Annotated in this window: 14 protein-coding genes; all 14 read right to left on the bottom strand. The window is 32.0% G+C overall.

Features of this window, described 5'->3' with window-relative positions; genetic code table 4:
* Window positions 1-43: 43 nt before the first annotated feature.
* A complete protein-coding gene (locus D2833_RS03295; protein WP_117274101.1) occupies window positions 44-2098 on the bottom strand; it encodes an FIVAR domain-containing protein in 2055 nt (684 codons plus the stop codon).
* A 307-nt stretch (window positions 2099-2405) separates the two neighbouring features.
* Entirely contained in the window at window positions 2406-4484 is a 2079-nt protein-coding gene (locus D2833_RS03300; protein ID WP_117274104.1) for an FIVAR domain-containing protein, read from the bottom strand.
* Window positions 4485-4794: 310 nt separating this feature from the next.
* A complete protein-coding gene (locus tag D2833_RS03305) occupies window positions 4795-6918 on the bottom strand; it encodes an FIVAR domain-containing protein (RefSeq protein ID WP_027333226.1) in 2124 nt (707 codons plus the stop codon).
* Between the two features lie 37 nt (window positions 6919-6955).
* The gene (locus tag D2833_RS04365) at window positions 6956-7090 is read right to left on the bottom strand and encodes a hypothetical protein (RefSeq protein WP_265736589.1); all 135 of its coding nucleotides are present in this window, start codon (window positions 7088-7090) and stop codon (window positions 6956-6958) included.
* A gap of 132 nt (window positions 7091-7222) precedes the next feature.
* Window positions 7223-8977, bottom strand: a complete 1755-nt coding sequence (locus D2833_RS03310) for a BMP family lipoprotein (RefSeq protein ID WP_011113857.1) — start codon at window positions 8975-8977, stop codon at window positions 7223-7225.
* A gap of 147 nt (window positions 8978-9124) precedes the next feature.
* On the bottom strand, window positions 9125-9745 hold the full coding sequence (locus tag D2833_RS03315; protein WP_011113858.1) for a toprim domain-containing protein: 621 nt from the start codon (window positions 9743-9745) through the stop codon (window positions 9125-9127).
* A 5-nt stretch (window positions 9746-9750) separates the two neighbouring features.
* Entirely contained in the window at window positions 9751-10053 is a 303-nt protein-coding gene (locus D2833_RS03320; RefSeq protein WP_011113859.1) for a YbaB/EbfC family nucleoid-associated protein, read from the bottom strand.
* 40 nt (window positions 10054-10093) lie between these two features.
* Window positions 10094-11899 (bottom strand): DNA polymerase III subunit gamma/tau, encoded by a 1806-nt coding sequence (gene dnaX / locus D2833_RS03325; protein WP_011113860.1) that lies wholly within the window; start codon window positions 11897-11899, stop codon window positions 10094-10096.
* Between the two features lie 135 nt (window positions 11900-12034).
* Window positions 12035-13540: a hypothetical protein gene (locus tag D2833_RS03330; RefSeq protein ID WP_011113861.1), complete on the bottom strand. Its 1506-nt coding sequence runs from the start codon at window positions 13538-13540 to the stop codon at window positions 12035-12037.
* A gap of 9 nt (window positions 13541-13549) precedes the next feature.
* Entirely contained in the window at window positions 13550-14470 is a 921-nt protein-coding gene (ruvB, locus tag D2833_RS03335; RefSeq protein WP_011113862.1) for a Holliday junction branch migration DNA helicase RuvB, read from the bottom strand.
* Window positions 14457-15104 (bottom strand): Holliday junction branch migration protein RuvA, encoded by a 648-nt coding sequence (ruvA, locus tag D2833_RS03340; protein ID WP_231111923.1) that lies wholly within the window; start codon window positions 15102-15104, stop codon window positions 14457-14459. The genes ruvB and ruvA overlap by 14 nt, the downstream gene beginning before the upstream one ends.
* Before the next feature lie 66 nt (window positions 15105-15170).
* The gene (locus D2833_RS03345; RefSeq protein ID WP_011113864.1) at window positions 15171-16919 is read right to left on the bottom strand and encodes a hypothetical protein; all 1749 of its coding nucleotides are present in this window, start codon (window positions 16917-16919) and stop codon (window positions 15171-15173) included.
* Between the two features lie 10 nt (window positions 16920-16929).
* On the bottom strand, window positions 16930-18369 hold the full coding sequence (gene gatB, locus D2833_RS03350; protein ID WP_011113865.1) for an Asp-tRNA(Asn)/Glu-tRNA(Gln) amidotransferase subunit GatB: 1440 nt from the start codon (window positions 18367-18369) through the stop codon (window positions 16930-16932).
* Window positions 18347-19795 carry an amidase family protein gene (locus D2833_RS03355; protein ID WP_011113866.1) on the bottom strand — a complete coding sequence of 483 codons (1449 nt, stop codon included), beginning with the start codon at window positions 19793-19795 and terminating at the stop codon, window positions 18347-18349. Before D2833_RS03355 ends, gatB begins: the two co-directional genes overlap by 23 nt.
* Window position 19796: the final 1 nt, after the last annotated feature.

Below are 19796 nucleotides of genomic sequence, written 5' to 3' on the forward strand. Positions count from 1 at the left end.
TATCGGTCTTGATGCTAATAATTTTATGTAACTAACTTAGCGCTTATATATTCTTTTCTGCAGTAGCAGAACTAGGCTCAACTTGTTCACTAATCGTTTGATTGCTTTCTAAAGTAAATGTTAGATTACCTATAAATGGTGTATCGCCATTGTTTACTCCTGATACAACAATCTTGTTTAAACCTTGATTTAAGGTTAGAGTTCTTTTCATTGGTGTACCTGTTCCTGAAACAGTAGTGCTAGTCATCTTAGTATCAAAGTGACCTAATGTGGTTCAATTTTTTTGTTTTAAACCAGTGACTGTAACTTCATTATTACTGCCACTTGTACCGGTTGAGAATTTTAGACTTCTTGCTTGATTCGCTCCTTGTAAATATGCACCACTTATGTGATAGTTCCCGTTTACTGGTGCATTTGCATATATTGTGAATGTTCTTGTAGCGCCATTCATATTAGGAATATTTTTAATATTCATTGGACCGCTTGCAACTGTACGATTCTGGCTACCATCAATCAAACCAATTAAATAAACAAGGTCAGAGGTTTGTACACCATTACCTGTTAAACCAGTAAATTGACGAATATATGTGCTTCAACTAGTTGTAAGACTATATCCTTTTAATAGATCAACACTAACAGATGTTTGGCTAGCAGTTTGTGATGAAGTGTTTCCAAAAATACTATCGTAAATTTGCTTTTTATTTGCTTCATCATTAGATGAAGTAATATAGATATTACCAATCATTGGCGCAACTTTATTCATATTGTCTTGATCCATTGGAACACTAAATTCAATTGTGTTAGAACCAAACTTTAAATTAGATAAAGTCACTTTAGCAACATTAATAGTATTAACTGATGGCATTGGGTTAACTTTCTCATTAGCAGTTGTAGTTTCAGCTGATTCTTGTCTACCATCTGTTTCAGCTGGAGCTGAAGCAGTAGCAGCCGCTTCACTAAACTGAATCGCTACAGGATCTGCTTGATTTAATTTATATTGAAGCCCGACTTTATCACTTGTTTTAACCAACTTATAAGGAAAGTATAAATAACCAGTTTGTGGGCCATAATAATCAAATGTTAGTGTATATTTAGCTCCTGTCCCGCTTAAAGTGTAGATTCATGACACATCTGTTAAAGGAGCAGAGTTTTGTAAATTATTAGGTAAAGGGCTGGTTCAAGTTCTACTATCTGCTGTTCAAACTGTTCTTTGTGCAAAATTTCAGTTTGGACTTGCTATGTCACTAGCATAAGCTACAAAGCTATAATTTCCTGGTTGTTTCGTATTATTAGAACCTTCACTCATTAATTTAGTTCTATCCAATTTATACAATTGATAATTTGCAAACAGATCAGCATTACTTTTTTCTGAATTAATTTTTTCTTCTTTTATTGCTTCTAGGATTTTGGTGTTTTCAGCATTAAGTGTAGCTACAACTGGAAGATTACCATTCACTGGATTCAATGTTTGTTTAACGATTTCTTCAGCTGTTGAAGAAGCTGCATTAATTTCACTCAAAATTGCGCTATATTTTTCTTGATTTAATGACATTACTATAGCTTCTTTTTTATTAAGAGTGTCTTTTAAAACTTTGTATGCCATTAATAATTGGCTATTTTGTTGATCAAATTTTTCTTTGTCACTAGCAGCAGTATTAATAGCAGTTTGTAAAGTTGATGTTGCTGTTTTAACTTGATCTAAAGTTGATGTTGAACTATCTGAAGTCGTTTTAGCAACTGCGTACGCAGAAGTCAAGTCAGCTTTAATTTTTGCATAGTCTGCATATAATTCAACAGTCTTAGATTCTCCACCAATTAAATCACTTAAAGCTTTTTTAGCATTCACTAATTCCTGGTTAGTAGCATTCATCATGCCTTGTCCACCACCTGGATTAGTATCTACGCCATTCATACCACCACTAGGAGGATTATTCGTGTCACCACCACCAGGATTTGGCTTTGGTTCAGGGTTAGGTGTTGGGGTAGGAGTTGGGGTAGGAGTTGGAGTGCTAGCTTGAGTACAGCTAGCAGCTGCTAACATCACAAATGAACCAATACCTAATAAACTAACAAACTTTAAAATGTTTTTTCTTTTCACTTAAAGTTGAATCGATGAATTTGTATGAAAAATACATACTCATCAAGTAAGGAATATATAAAGTTCAATTAAGTAATAAATCGGGTTTATTTTCGCTGATCAAACCAACCCCAGACCACAGAACTCCTAAGAACTTCTTCTTCTTCTTCTTCTTCTTCGGAAAACAAAAGGTTTTATCGATATTTATATTAAAACCAAATCTACAATTGCATCTTTTTAATTAATAAAAAAACCAGAACCGTTTTATCGATCCTGGGCTAATAATTTTATATAACTAACTTAGCGCTTATTTATAATTTTTCAACAGTTATTTCTTAGCCTCCATCATTGTAGGACTCATTAAAGTGAATTTAAGATTACCAATATAAGGAGCACCCGGATATCTATTATTAATCATTACTGAACCTATAACAACCTTGTTTAAACCTTTATTTAATTTTATTGTCTTTGATTCGTTTGCCTGACCACTACTAGAAGAACCACTTGTTTCAATGTCGTTATTATTCGCTGTATTAAAAGTACCTAGCGTACTTCAATTATTTTTTCCTTTAACAGTAAATGTTATTGAATTATTTGCAGTAGCAGTTGTTGTAAATTTTAAGTTTCTATTATCTGATGTAAGATATGAACCTTTAATATAATATTGACCATCTTTAGGAACATTTACATAGATCGTTAGAGTTCTATCAGATGTTTGAAAAGAAGGACTAGCAACTTTATTATCAGCAGTAACAGAAGAATTTAGATTATTACGATTCCCACGACCACCAATAAATCCAACTAAATAAGTAGGGTTGCTTTCATTCATTCCGTTAGAACTTGAAAATTGATAAAAATATGTTGAGTGGTCAGCTGCTAGACTATAACCCTTTAATAAGTTAACAGTGACAGAAGTTGGTTCATCTTGTTTATCTAAAATATTACTAAAAATATCATTGTATACTAAATTATCATTTTTATCAGTTGAACTAATATACATATTACCTATCATTGGAGCTACTTTATCTTGACCTGTTGGCACGCTGAATTCAATGGTGTTTTGACCAAATTTTAATTCAGATAAGATAATTTTAGCTACTTTGATCTCATCAACGCTTGGCGCTGAGTTAACTGCGCTTCTAGAAACATCACTTGTAGAAGAAGCTTTCTCAGCTTTTACTTGAGATTTAGCACTACTATCATCAGCTGTTGTAGCCACCTCAGAACCATCAGCATCACTAGCACTTTCTTGAGATGGACTTATTGCTGAGTTATTAAAATCGATAGATACCGGACTAGCACCATTTAACTTATATTGTAATGCAACATTATCGCTTGATTTAACTGACTTGTATGGAAAATATAAGTATCCTGTAGTTGTGCCATAATTAGCAAAAGTAAAACTATATTTAGTTTCATTTCCAGCTAAACTATAAATTCATGATACGTCTGTTAAATCACCTTGATTTTCTAATGGCACATAGGTACTTGACCGACCTTCTTGTGGTTTTCAAACTACTCTTTTAGCAAAATTATAAGTAGGATTAGTTATATCTTGATTATATGCTACAAAACTGTAATTTGCAGGTTGTTGTAATTCCGCATTACTTGTTAATTGTTCTTTATCTAAGGTTTTCTTTAAAAAACTATCAGATAACATGTTTGCATTATTTTTTCATTGTTCAATATTACTATTTGCATTTGTAATAAAATTGTTTACTACTTTTACAGCATCAACTTTAGGAATCTCCCCTGATTCAGGATATAGCGTAGCTGTTAAAATATTCTTAGCTTTACCATAATAAGTAGTAAGGTTATCTTTTATGGCTGTATAATTTGCATCAGATAAACCTTCTAAATTAGTAGTTTCTGATTTAACAGCATCTTTTAATGATGTATATGCACTAACTAAATCAGCATTTTGGTTATTAAAATCATTTTTATCACTAACAGCTTTATCAATTGCTGTTTGTAGTGTAGTTGATGCAGATCTTAGATTTTCTAAAGTTGCATTTGTATTTTCTGATGCAGTTTTAGCTGTCATATAAGCAGTGCTTAAAGTGCTTTGAATTTTGGCATAATCAGCATATAAAGCAACGTTGGTATTTTCTGTACCAATTAGATCGGTTAGCGTTTTTCTAGCAGTTGCTAATTGTTGTTCTGGTGTGGTGTTCCCAGGATTAGGATTGTCGCCCATCATGCCACCACCATTCCCTGGATTAGTATCTCCACCATTCATACCACCACTAGGAGGGTTTGGCATTGGATGTGGTTTTGGTTCAGGGTTTGGAGTTGGTTTTGGGTTAGGTGTTGGGTTGACCGGTGTAGTACAGCTTGCAGCTGCCAACATTACAAACGAACCCATACCTAATAAACTAAGAAACTTTAAAATGTTTTTTCTTTTCACTTAAAGCTGAATTGACGAATTTGTATTTATTTCAAATTCATCGACTAGAAGAATATATAAAGTTCAGTAAGTAATAAATCGGGTTTATTTTCGCTGATCAAACCAACCCCTAGCTTCTAAACTTCTAAGAACTTCTTCTTCTTCTTCTTCTTCTTCTTCTTCTTAGAAAATAAAAGAATTCTATAAATATTTATATCTAAACCAGATCTACATTTGCATCTTTTAATTAATAAAAAACCAGAACCGTTCGTGGTCCTGGTACTAATAATTTTATTTAACTAACTTAGCTTCCAATGCTGATTGAACAATTTTATTTATCTTGAGTTGAATTACTAGAGCTATCTTGACTTGCATTTGTTGAAGAATTATTCAGAGTAAATGTTAAATTACCAATATAAGGAGCGTTAGTTCCATCTTGTCCTGAAGATCCACCCGATATAACTATCTTGTTTAAACCTTTTTGTAAAGTTAGCACTTTTTTGCCGCTTGTTTGGATCGAACCATCATTACCTTGGCTTTCATTATCCTTAGATGTGTCAAAATGTCCTAATGTATTTCAATTTGCTTGTTTTTTAACGGTTAACAAAACAGAGTTATCATTGTTTATTGATAATTTTAAGCCTCGTTGTACGTTTTGATTACTTGAAAAAAGATATGAACCACTAATATGATAATCACCAGCTTTAGGAGCATTTACATAGATTGTAAATGTTCTTTGATCATTCTGTGCTAAAGGATATCTAAGATTATTCTGAACTTGTAAATTTTGTGTAAAGTTTCTGTCCTGACTACCACCGATATACCCAACTAAATAAACAGGGTCTTGAATTCTTTGAGTTCCTTCCATCAAGTCTGTAAATCTTGCTAAATAGATCGATCAGTTAGTTGCAAGACTATAACCCTTTAATAGATCAACTGTGACAGCCTTATTTTGATCAGTTGAATTAGATACACTATTACCAAAAATATCATCATAGATCTGATTAACGTTTAAAGGGTTAGAAGTAATATACATATTACCAATCATTGGTGCAACCATACTATCACCCATTGGAACACTAAATTCAATGGTGTTTGCTCCAAAATTTAAATCAGATAGAGTTACACTAGCAACATTAATATCACTAACTGTTGGAGTCTTGTTCATTGATGAGGAACTCATGTCAGTTTGGGCTTGCGAACCTTCAGCACTATCAGAAACATCTGTTTCTGTTGCAGCAGCTCTAGGTGATTGAGGATCACTAGCATGAGCTGTTCCACCAGATGAAGGAGATTGTGCAGGAGCAAACTCAATTCTTTGTGCTGGTTTATTGTTTAATGTATATTGCAAACCTACGTTTTGCGCATCATCACTTTTAACTAATTTATAAGGGAAATATAAATGCCCTGTTGATGGACCATACCAATTAAATGTTAAGGTATATTTTGAATTAGCTCCACTTAAATTATAGATTCATGATACATCTGTTAATGCAGGAGAGTTGTTAGCATCTGAACTAGAGAAAGGACTAGTTCTACCACCACTTCCACTAACTCAAACTTTTCTTTGTGCAAAGTTTCAATTAGGTGTGTTACTTGCGGTACTAACCCCTGTATTTAAATCAACACTATAAGCTACAAAACTATAACTTCCTGGTTGAGGCTGATTATTTGTTTCATTAACTAAATTTGCATTATTTAATGTTTGCTTTACGAACCGGGTAGCTAAATTAGTTGCATTAGTTTTTCAATCCTCAATTTTTGAGGTTGCATTCACAATTGCTTCATTAGTTTGATTAACTACCATAGCTTGAGGACCATCTCCTGTTGTTGGGTCTAATGTTGCTGTTATGATATCTTTTCCTTGTTTGTAAAGATTTGATATATGATTTTTAATCGTTTCAAAATTAGCATCCATCAACTGATTTAATGACATTTCTTCAGAAGTAATCGTTTGTTTTAAAGCATCATATGCTTTGATTAATTCAGGATTTTTTTCACCAAAACTAGTTTTTGAATTTGCAGCATCTTTTATTGCAGTTTCTAATCTTGTTTTAGCATTATTTACTTCTTGTAAAGTTGCATGAGATTTATCTGAAATTTCTTTAGCTGCAATGTAAGCTTTTACTAAATCGTCTTTGATTTTTGCATAGTCATTATATAATCCGACCTTTTCAGTTTGACCATTTAATAAAGTAGTTAAAGCTGTTTTAGCAGCTGCTAATTGTTGAACAGCATTATCCATTCCTCCGCCATTTCCTGGATTAGTATCTCCACCATTCATGTTACCACCACTAGGAGGATTTGGCATTGGATCTGGTTTTGGTTCAGGATTTGGCTTTGGTTCAGGGTTAGGTGTTGGTGTAGTTGCTGAAGTACAACTAGCAGCTGCTAACATTACAAATGAACCAATACCTAATAAACTAACAAACTTTAAAATGTTTTTTCTCTTCACTTAAAGTTAAGCCAATAACTTACGTTAAACACGTCTATTATTGTTTAAGAATATATAAAGTTCAATAAGTAATAAATCGGCTTAATTTTCGCTCACTAGCTCAACCCGACACTCCTGAACTTCTAAGAACTTCTTCTTCTTCTTCTTCTTCTTCTTCTTGGTTTATAAACAAAGACTTTCGTCGGTTTTTTGACTAAATGTAAAATGATAACACCTAGTTAAATAACGTCTTTTGAACTAAAAAAAACATGAAATTTGACTAAAGCAAATTTCATGTTGATATTTAATTAAATTTGGTATTAAATTAGTTTAATTTCTTGAAGACAAATTGTTTGCCTGCTTGGCTTAATAAGGTACCTTCAGCTTGTTGGAATGAACCAGAAATGATTGCAGACTTATGACTTAAAGCTGTATTAGGATCAACGTCTGTTGTTAAAATTGGTAATAATTTAGCATCAGCTTCCACAGAAGTTTTGAACATTCTTAATTCATCACCTTTAATTTTTCAGTTTTCTCTACTAGCAGCTGGTAGTAAAGTAGAAGTTCCAGCTAAAATGTTAACGTACTGCATAATTACCATAGTTTTATTAGCTTCTGTTGTTGTAACTAAGTCGTTAGCAGAAATTTGTTTGTTAGTTGTTGTAGCAGCTGGTGTTGAAGATGTTGCTGGCATATTCAGTGCTGTAGAAGCCCCAGCTTCTGCCATCATCATACTCATAGCCATCATAGATTCAGTTCCACCATTAGCTTGACCGTTCATAGTTCCAGTCATCGCTGGAGTTCCAGATGATTGATCAGACATTTCTTGTCTTGGAGTAGTTTGATCTGCATTAGCAGGTATGCTAGTTTTAGTAAACAGATCAGTTAAGTTTGGTAAGTAAGCTAATCCTGCGCTTGATAATGAAACACCACCGTTAGCTAAAGTAGCTAAGTTATTTCATCCATATCCATAGAAGCCGTTTACTGGTTGACCTTTTTGAATTGCTTTTAAAGTTGAATCAACAGCAACATCTAAAGCTTTAACTGTTGAGAAAGCGATTGTCTTACCACCAGGAGCTCCTTGTAATGGTTGTGTTGTTGCTAAATTTTCTTGAGCTGTATCAACACCAATTAATTGTGCGTGGTGTGTGTTTCTATTAGAAAGAATCACGTTTTGACTAAGAGCTGTTTGTGGACCAGCAATCGGATAGATTAAAGATGCACCATTTTGTAACAATTGGTTAGTAATTGTTGTTGCTCTTTGTTCTGTCGCGTTAAATGAATCAGATTTATCAGCTGGTAAAGTATCACGATTACCATTGTTATCTGCTGCATTAGAGCTTACTCAAGAAAGTTTCTTAAATCCTTCTACTCTTGGTTGGATGTATTGATTAAAGAAGATCGCTCCCATTCTAAAACCGTTTAAGAAACTAATTGTTGATGGAATAGGTAAACCTACATAAGCACCAATACCATAAGTGTCTACATCACCAACTTTTGTTGTTTTAAAGAAATTGCTATTTTTATTTACCAAAACTCCAGCAGCGATCCCCGTTAAAAATGCAGCACTTTCAGTTTGGAAAGTTATTGCTGAAATATTAGTTCCATTTTTCTTAGTGATAACACCATCCACAAAGATGAAACCAAAATCTTTGAATTCGTTATATAAAGCTGTGTTATCAAGAATTCGGTTTAGTGCTGATTCTTGGTTGAAACCAGTAGCTACAGCAACAAATGATCCATCATTTTTAATCTGTCGATAAGTGTTAATTCTTGAATCATCAATTGTTCCAGGTCGTTTTCACACACCATTGTTAACTGATAAACTAGGGTCGTTAGCTAAAGGAAGAGTTTCTTTGTATACAGATTTGTAGAAATCTCTAATCCCGTTATATGAAGTTTCTGAGAATGATTGGTCAGCTAAAGTTGAACTATTATCTGAAACTACTAACTGAACAGAAGATTCATATGTTAGTGAAGAAGCAGCACCACAAGAAGCTAGTGCACCTCCTGCAATTGAGGTTACACCAGCAACACCTAAAGCAATCGAGATTTTTTTAACTTTAGTTTTATTCGTCATAAAATTTTTATCTACCTTACAAAATTAAAACTTAACCATAATTAAAGCTATAGAGGTATACAACTCAATTAGATTAATTCGAATATATTATGTAATATATTTCGTGTTTTGATCAAAAAATTATTAAATTAAGGTTAAATTTTTGGCTTACGCTTTTTTATCTTTTATTAGCTGTTTGTTTTCAAAAGCGCCTTTTAAACTAAAGGAATCAGCATAATCAATTGAAGAATTGTATGGTAAACCCATACCTAAACGATAGATTTTAAGATCAAAATCATCTAATAAAAAGCGTAAGTAATTTGCTGTTGTTTGCCCATCTTGAGTAAAATTAGTCGCAATAATTACCTTCTCAATTTTTTGTTTTTTAATCAGATCTAATAATAGATCAAAATTAATCTCTTCAATGATTCTTTTATTCTTTTTAGAGATCTCATGATTAAGAATAAAATACTTACCATGATAAGCTTGGGATTCTTCAATCACATTTAAATCATCAAAAAAACTAACAATACACAGTTCATTGTTATTTCTTGATTCATCTGAACAGATACTACAGATAGAACGATTTGATCAACCCTGACACATCTCGCAGATCTTGATTGATAATTTAGCTCGTTTTAAAACGTCAATCAGATCATAAACATAACGATCTGATTTAGTCATTAAGTATTGGGTAATCTTTTTGGCTTGTTTTTTACTAACACTTGGTAAGTCGCTAATCTGTTCTACTAGATTATTAAACTCATTCAGATCTAGATCTGATGTCATATTTACTAAAATCCAGGAAATTTAATTGGTGGGGTAATTGAGTTAGAGAGTTCATCTCTTTTCTTTTCAAGATCACCAAGCGCTTCATTAATCGCTTCAGTTACCATATCTTGTAAAGTATCTGGATCTTCTGGATCGATTAGATCTTTATTGATCTCAAGCTTAACAATTCTCAGATTGCCTTTAAGTGTTGTTTTAATTAACTTCTTGTATTCGTATTGATATTCTTTTTCTTCAAATTCTGCAAGCTTCTTTTCCATTTCGCGTTGCATCTTTTTCATTTGGTTAGCTAAATTTTGAAAATTCATATTTGTCCTTATTAAAGTTTTCTTAATTGATTTTTAAAGATTACTTGTCTAATAATTCACTTAAGATTTCGGCTTGAGTTTTTTGTTTCTTAATTGCTCTTAATTTATCAACATCAAGCGACTGATACAGATCATTATAATAGTTTATTATATCTAAATCTTTTATCTTTTGTGTTTGCTCAAAAATTGGTTTCATTACCTCTTTTGTTACTGCAAACACATAGATTTCTTTATCAAAGATATGGTTAATAGTATGAACTTTACTATTGTTATAGTTTTGTTCGTTGAGTAGTTCAGCGACGTTTTCATCTTCAAGAAGAACTATCGCGGCTTTATCAGTTACCGTCAAGACTTTTGATCCAGTTAAATATAGATCAACATTTTCATAAAAGGAATCTTCTTTATTATCGCCCTTTTTAAATTTCTCTTGAGCGTTTAAGAAGTTTTTTTGTAATTCCTTATTAATTAACTTGCTGTTTTTTCAAACACTGAAAATTATTGCCTTTAAATAATCTTTTGCTTTAGTTGGATCTAAACTAAGATCAAGTTGATCGTTAGTTGTTGATTTAGTTGAACTCTCGGTTTCTTCAGAAGGTAAGCTTCTTACTTTTTTGGCTTTTAGTTGTTCATTAGGTTGCTCAACTTTAACCACTTTTTCGTTTTCGTTTTTCTGTTTAATTTCTACTTGTGGTTTAGCTTCTTCTTTTTCTTGTATTTGCTCAGTTGTTTTAGTTTTTGGTTTAATTACAACTTCAACATTATTACCTACAACAGGTTGGGGATTTTGTTCTAAATAATCAAATACAGCTAATAATAAACTTTCTTTAATGTTAGTTTGCGAAACCCTTGTTGATAATAACCCATTAATCTTTTCAGATAAGCTTAAAAGCTTAATATTTTTTAAATTAATTGCTTTAACTTGTTCTTCGTCTAAAACTTTTAGTAAGCTAGAACTTTTGACCTTTTGATAAACTAAGAGATCAATCAAGATCGCTAATAGATCTTGAATAAATAAAACAAAATTAGTTCCTTTAGCTTCAATCTCATTTAAAAGCTTAACAAACTTTTCAAGATCGTGCTGATTAATTAACTCTAAAAACTCTAACTTGATTTCTAGATTAATTAAACCAAACGTTTCATTAATCTTTTCAACCGTGATCTTTTTATTTTTGTCATAAGCTAGTTGTTGCAAAATACTTAACCCATCACGAGCCGACCCAGAAGCAAAATCAGCAATCTTATCAATCGCTGAATCTTCAATCTTAATCTTTTCTTGCTTAACAACATTTTTTAAAACATCAACAAGATCATCTTTATCTAGTTTTTTAAAATTAAAACTTTGACAACGCGAAACTACTGTTAATGGGATCTTATGAAACTCTGTTGTCGCAAAGATAAATACAACATGTTTAGGTGGCTCTTCTAATGTTTTTAATAAAGCATTCCAAGCTCCATTACTTAACATATGTGCTTCATCTAAGATGTAGACCTTCTTAGATAAATTCATTGGGGCATAATTGATTGCATCAATGATCTTTCTAATCTCATCAACACCGTTATTAGTAGCAGCATCTAATTCATAAATATCCTGAGATTTATTTTCATTAATTAATTCACAAGCAGAACACTGATTACATACATCTCCATCTTTCTTATTTAAGCAGTTATAAGCTTTAGCTAAGATTTTAGAAATCGATGTCTTACCTATTCCTCTAGAACCTTGAAAGATATAAGCAGTAGCTAATTGATCATGAGCACTCGCTTTTAATAAGATGTTGGTAATATGAGATTGACCAATAATACTTGATAAATTAGTTGGCCGGTATTTTTGATAAAAATTTATCATATGATTTTGTTTTGTCTTTTTTATTAAGTGAACTAAGAATAATAATCTTTTATAACTATTTTTGCTTAAGAATTGTTAATTCTAGAACAAATAAGAAAATTAGCTTTAATTAAGCTAATTTTCCATATTTATTGATTATTTAAGTAATTTGATTGCTTTTGAAATTCTTGAAAGTAAAACTGGATAAGAGATTAAGCTAGCGATTTCAAAGAAAACACTGAATGATAAAGATGCTTTTAATGAATCGAAGTCATAACTATAAACTTTTTTATGTGATCCGATCTGACTACTTGCAAGCACACACGCTAGTGCTAAGAATCGATAGATTGAACTAACAATTACATAAACAATCACTACTGCAACAAGGATCGCATTAAATGTATCTAAGCTGATTTTTAAAGTTGTCGTAATATCTAAAACTTTAAAGTGGTGAAGAATATATAATACACCAAGACCTAATACTCCTAATCAAAGGATTAGTGAAAATAATCCAACAAAGATTGATCCAATCCCAAACTTCTTTAATCTGTTTAATCTTCAGATCTCATATTGGATATCAAATCTAGATACTTCATCATCTGGGATTGATTCTTCTTGAACGTTTTGTTGGTTTACAACTGTAACAGCTTTAGCTTCTTTTTCCTCATTTTGTTTTTGAAGTGTATTTTCATCCGCAAGCACTAAATTAGTTGCTTGTTTCTTGTGCATGAACTCTTCAAGCGTCATTCCACTAGGATGAATAGCAGCTTTTTTAGTTTGTTCAACTTTATTAGTAGGTTTTACTTCAGTTGTTGGTTCAGCTTGTGTGCTAGCAGCTGGTGGAACTTTAGTTGTAGTTGCTTGTTCAGCTGGAGTTTCCCCATTTAAACTTGAATTAAAGTCTCTTATACTTGTTCGTTGAGTTTGGTTATTTGAAAAATCACGCAGTGATGTGATTGGTGCTTCATTTTGTTCTTCTTCATCAACTGAACCTGTTTCATCTTGAGGAACAAAATCTCTTAATGAAGGTGATGGTTTTGGGTTAACTCTTGGAATATCTGGATTTTGTTTAGGTTCTAAATTATTAGGTTTAGGTTGATTTAAAGGTTGTTGGTTCTCACCCTGTGGATTTCTAGCTTGTCCTGGTTTTGGCCCTGTGTTTAACTTATTTAAGATGTTAAACGTATTATTCTGGTTAGGGTTAATTGTTCTATTGTTATTTAGGGGTTGAGTATTTAAATTCGGATTTGGCCTTTGATTTAAATTACGGTTTAAATTATTAGGATTTAAATTGCCAGGTTGGTTAGGTGCTTTGTTTTGAGGGTTCAAACCTGGTCTAGGATTATTAGGATTATTTAGGTTTGGAGCAACTTTAGCAGTAGGTTGTGGCTGTGGTTGATTTAAACCTGGACCAGGTTTAGCTGGCATCCTGTTTACAGCTGGCATCCCTTCTTTTTTAGCATTACTTCTAACAATTTGTGCCTGAGCTTGATAAATATTATTGTTATTCGGCCCAACCGCTTGCTTATTAGCTAAATTAACCGATGGCCTAATAACTTGTTGCAGATTATTATTCTTATCTAATACAGGGTTCGTCTTTTGATTCATATACTTAGAACAACTGATATTGTTATATTCTAAAATAATTAAAAAATAAGACAATTAGTATCTCTAATTATCTTTAAAATATTGGATTGCCTTTTGTGTTATCTGTCGACCCTTTGAGGTTTTCTTAATCAAGTTCATCTTGAGTAAATAAGGCTCGATCTTTGATTCAATTGTAAAACAATCAATTCCACTTATTAGTGAAAGTGATTTCAAACCAAGATAAAGTTTGGGATTATCATCAAACGATTTAAGGTATTCCAGATCTAGATTTGATAAACCATACTGATAGATATTTAATTTTTCAAGGATTGATTTAATCGTAATCTCTTGATCAAATAACTTAAAATCCATCACCCGTTTATAAATTCTTAAAGCATTACGTGGTGTTCCTTTAGAATGTTCTGCTATCTGCACCATCTCATCCTTGGTTAACTTAATCTTTTCTTTAGCATTAATTGATCTGATGATCTCAAAGATCTCATCATCTTGATAATAATCAAGTTGTAATAAGATTCCAAACCGCTCTTCTAACGGATCGATGATCCTGCCATACATTGTCGTTGCACCAATTAATGTGAACGGTGGTAATTTCATTCTAGTAAATTTAGAATTAAATTCTTTACCGATCAAAATATCAACAACGTAATCTTCCATAATTGGAAATAATAGTTCCATAATTGTGGGTGATAACGAATGGATTTCATCAATAAACAAAACGTCGTTTTTGGATAGTAATGAAAAAGCATTTAATAGATCTGCTGGTTTTTGAATTTGCGATGCTTGCAAGATCTTGATTTTTGATTTTAATTCATTAGCAATAATCTGTGCCAACGATGTTTTGCCAACACCTGGTGGTCCATAAAATAACACATGGTCTAATGCTTTATTCTGGCTAATTGAGGCATTAATAAAAGTTAATAACTTTTGTTTTAATTCATTTTTACCAATAAACTCATCGAAATTATTTGGTCTAGCTAACTTCACTTGTTCTTAAGCCTATTTGTTTAATGATTACTGCCACAAGATCAGCCGAATCATTAATTGATTCGTTTTTTAAATCAATTTCAGCTAACGCCGTTTTTATTTGCTCTTGTTTATATCCTAGACTGATTAAACAATCAATTGCTTCAATCACGATCTCTGATAATAATTCATCATCATTTAGGTCTTTGCTATCATCAATTTTCTCATCGTCATCTATTTGTGGTTCAACTTTATCGCTAACAACAATTTGGTTCTTCAGATAGTGCTTACTAGCAATATCTGAAGCTAACAACATTGTGGCAACTTTCTTATTAATGTTTTCTAATCTTAACAAGCCGTTTAAGTCATTGTTTTTAATTAAGGTTAGTACCTCTTCTTGTTTATTTACCATTACGTTCATGGCTGTTTTAGGGCCAATGCCATTGATCGTTAACAGTGCCTTGAACCATTCTTTTTCTTTTAAACTCTTAAAAGCATATAGTTCTTTATTAATAGCATTGTTCTGTGCTAAAAAGGTTAGTTCGTGTAAGAAAACAAGAACATTATTGTCAGTGCGACTAAAACCACTATTTGGTTTTACATTTACCCAATAACCTCAGTTATTGGCAACAAACAACATCTTTGTGTTTGTCACATATTCTATTTTTGCGTATACAGAAGTGATCATATCTTACTCCTGTAATAAGATATGTCAAAAAATTTAAGAAAGCACAATTTGATTTTGCTTAGCTGCTTGCTTCATCTTATTTAACAAGATGATCTGGTTAGTTAAACACTCTTCATACAAACCATTATCAAACAAGCGTTTTCTAAAATCAGAAACGAAGTTTTTGATCTCAACTGATTCATAAATGTATTTATGTAAGAACATAAATGTGTGTTCACATAACTCTTTCAAAGCAACTTGTTTGATACTGGTTTTCAGAGCTTCTAAAAAGTTTGCTTCCATCTTTTGGTGTAACTGATCAAACTTGTTAATATTCTCTTTATAGTTTTTATTCAGATTTTGTTCTAATTCAACTAACTGATTAATATTATCTGAGATTAGTTTGTACAGTTTGTCATTTTTTAGTTCGTTAGCTTGATAATAGTTTTTAATCATGACAAACTGTAGTTTTAGATTGTTTGTATTAAATAAGAAGTTTTCATAAGCAGCAATATTATCAAGAATTGTTTTAACTAAGACCTCTAAACTCTCATTTAATTTGGTTGCGTTATTAGCGATATTGCTGATTAAAAATAAGTAATCTTTATGACTTAACTTTTTTTGGTTTTCTTCATTAATTTCATTGATCATTAGTTTTAATTGATCAGATTTAAAACTTAGTTTTCTAATCTGTTCTAATAAGATATGATCTTTTTCAAAATTAACGATGAATATCGTTAATTTATCTTTCAGTTGTTCGAAGTTTTTTAAATAATGATCGATTCAGTATTTAAATGCTTGATAGATTACTGCAATCGTATTCTTAGATTTAGTTTCTAGTTCTAACTCGGTTTTAAGGGGCTCGATCAGATTAAACTTATCAGCTAGCAACATTTGAGCTTGCTTAAAGTTGCGTTGCATTAATAGTCGGTGAACTGTTTGTAGATCTTTATTCGTATATTTAATGATCGTGTTAATCTTTTGTTTCTTTTCTTCGGTAAAGTTTGGATCTTGAACTAACAAACCAAAAGAATAATAGATATCTTCAATAAAGTATTTTAATCTTACCCTTAATTTGTTTAGAACAAAGTAAGTCTTTGCCATCTTAATTAGTGCTGGTAAATTTTTTAACCAGTGCTCGATGATCGCAATTAGCCGGTTGTTTAGTAATTTCGTGGCAGACTCTTCTAAATGAAACAAACAACTTGAAAAACTATTAACCATTCTTAATAGTTCTTCATTATCAAATGTTGGTAAAATATATTTTTCTAAAAACTTAATCAGATTATCAAACAGTTCTTTAAAACTAACGATTAGTTCAGATGAGTGATTCTTATAACCTGAGATATCTCCTTTGATTTGGGTAAACGAACGATCCAACATCTCGATCTTATCCAGGTATAAATTAATCTGCTTAGTTGCTTGTTTAACGCACTTAAAATCAAAGTGATAATCAAAATTACATAACTCGTTAATCGGTTCATAAACCGAATTGATCTGTTCACGATAGTAATTATTGAACTTATTAACGTATTGAACAACGTGTTTTAACCCAGTTTGGTCATTAGCTAATTTTGCTAATCTTTGAATTGTTAAATTGTAGTTTTTTGCCGATAAAACATTATATTTTTCTCGAAACTTATAGTTTTTATTAACTGATCTTCGCACCTTAATAAAAATCACAAAATAGATAGCATACAAAACAACTACAACAGTAGCTATTACTGCTAACACAATAATTAAGATTGATTGTGTACTAAGTGATGATTGCGTACTAAGTGATTTTAATGTGTCCGGATTCATCTAATAAAATCTATCTATGTTTTTGAATTAAATCAGTCAATACTTTAATACTAACATTTGGGTTGGCTTGTCCGTTGGTTTTTTTCATCAACAAACCAATTAATAATTTTTCCACCCGTTCTTTTCGTTGATCATAATCTTTTAAGATCGCAAGATTCTCAAGCACGATTGGTTCTAATAACGCAATGATCTCTTGTTCATCTTTGATCTGTTTCATCTTTAAGCGATCTACAATCTCTGCAACCGTTTCATCAGTTTTAATAATCTCATCTAAAACCACTTTAGCTTGTTTTTGGTTTAAATCTTCACTTTTAACCAAAACTAAAAGGTCGGTTAAATTATCAAACCATTTGGGATTAATCAGTTCTAATTGCAACTTTTGCTTATTAATTCGACCCATAAATTCGATTAATAATCATTTACTAACAAAAGCTAGATCATTAATTCTTTGATTGATCTCATTAATCTTTTGGTATAAAAAGAAATTGTCTAATAGCAGTTCAACAAACTGTTGATCTACTCCTTCAGATAACAGTTTGCTTTCTAACTCTTTAATATTAAAAACTTGGATCTGATCAACTTCAGATAAGAACTGTTGATCAAGATTAATCCCAATAATGTTTGGTTCGAACATATAGCGATAATCAATCGCATTAGTTTTCTCACGCATGAAAACTGTTTGGTTTAATTGATCATCATAACGCATCGTTGCTTGCACAACCTTTTTGTTTGACAATAACAACTCTTGTTGGCGTGAGATCTCAAAATTAATTGCTTTTTCAACATTGTTGATTGAATTAATGTTTTTGATTTCAACTCTGGTTCCATAGTTTGGTGCACCCATTGGTCGAATTGAAACATTAACATCAACACGCATCGAACCTTCTTCTAATTTAGCATCACTAATATCATTAAAGATTAAGATTCTTCTTAGATTGGTGAGATATTCTTTAACTTCTTTCCCACTATCAAAAACTGGATCAGTAACGATCTCAATTAATGGTGAACCAGCACGGTTGTAATCTAATAAGATATGGTTATCTTCATTCAGTTGTTTAGCCGTATCTTCTTCAATATGAAAACGTTGGATCGGAACTCTTTTATTTGAGATATCAAGATACCCATTAGTAGCAATCGGGTGGTGCTGTTGGGTAATCTGATAACCTTTAGGTAGATCTTGATAAAAGTAGTTCTTTCGATCAAACCGTAGGTGATGATCAACGTTTTGCATATTTAAAGCTTTAGCTAACACTAAAGCTTTCTTTACAACAAACCCATTTGGTTCAGGCATCGTTCCGGGTAAACCTAGATCAATTGGGTGAACGTTAATATTAGGATCTGATCTGTGGGAGTTTGCTGATGGTGAAAACATTTTAGTTTTGGAATTGATCACAACATGAACTTCAATTCCAATGATTGGTTGAAAATTATGCATTAATGTTTCCTCCATTCTTATCTAATTCAGTTTCAATCAGATAAGCAGTTTTAATGATTAGATCATCATTAAACTGGTTTGAAACTAAATTTAATCCCACGGTTAGATTATCACGATTCTTAATCATTGGAATTGTGATTGAAGGGTGACCACCAAAGTTAGCTATTGATAAGAAATCATCAATTAAATTCGTATCAGCTAACCGTTGTTTGTAATCTTCAATTGCAGCTGCAAAATTACTAGCACCTAAACCAAAGACAACATCAACATCTTTCTTAGATTGTTCAAAATGATCAACGATCATTCTTCGCGCTTTTTGCGCTTTTTTAAATAGTGGTTCGTAGTTTTCAGCTAACGTGATGTAAGCTCCGATCGTAAACCGTCTTTTGATCTGGTTACCCAATAGTTTCGTTCTTGCATTAATCACTTTTTGTTCATAACTTTCACCCTCAACTTTTTCACCAAACGGAATACCTGTTAAGTTAGCATAACAACTGTTAGCTTCAGGAAAACTTAAGATCTGATAGGTTGGTAAAACAGCTTTTAATAATTCGATATCAAACTCAAGTTCGACAATCTCAAACTTATTAGTTTTATATAAGAAGTCAATTACCTTCTTCCATGCTGTTAAGATATCTTCATACATGTAAAGTTCTAAGTTCTTATAATAACCTAATCTGATCTTTTTCTGATTAAGGTCTGGTTCTAATAGGTGGTTTAATAAGCTCTTAGAACGCTTTTGTGAGGTAAAATCCTTGGGATCAAACTGACTTAGTGCGTCTGTGACAATTGCTACATCAGTAACGTTTCTAGTAAAGATAGCAACATGGTCCATTGATGGCGCATATGGATATACCCCATATCTTGAGATTGATCCATAAGTTGGTTTGAACCCAACGATTCCCACTAAACTAGCTGGACGACGAACAGAGTCACCTGTATCAGTAGCCACACTAAAAACAACCGAGTTATTAGCCACACTAATCGCGCTACCAGAAGATGAACCTCCAGGTGCATATTTCTTAGAGATCGGGTGGTGGGTATAACCAAACCCAGAATACAACCCAGTTCCACCTAACCCAAACTCATCCATATTAACTTTAGCAACCATCAACGCGTTTAGGTTTTCTAAAATCTTGTAAACGGTTGCATCATATGGGGGAATATAATGTTCAAGAAATCTTGAACCACCAGTAGTAGTAATCCCTTTAGTTGAGATATTATCTTTTAAACTATATGGAATATAAGCCAACAAGGAGTTATTAACTAAATTATGGTCAAAGTTATTAACTTTCTCATTGACTCTTTGTTCATTAACATATAAATAAGCGTTAGTTCAATGATACTTATTGATTAATTTAAGTGAATCTTTAACTAACTGATCAGGGGTAATTTCTTTTTTTCTTAGTTGCGTATTAAACTTTAAGATATCTGATTTCATA

The sequence above is a fragment of the Mycoplasmoides gallisepticum genome, from assembly GCF_900476085.1.
GTDB lineage: Bacteria > Bacillota_I > Bacilli_A > Mycoplasmatales > Mycoplasmoidaceae > Mycoplasmoides > Mycoplasmoides gallisepticum.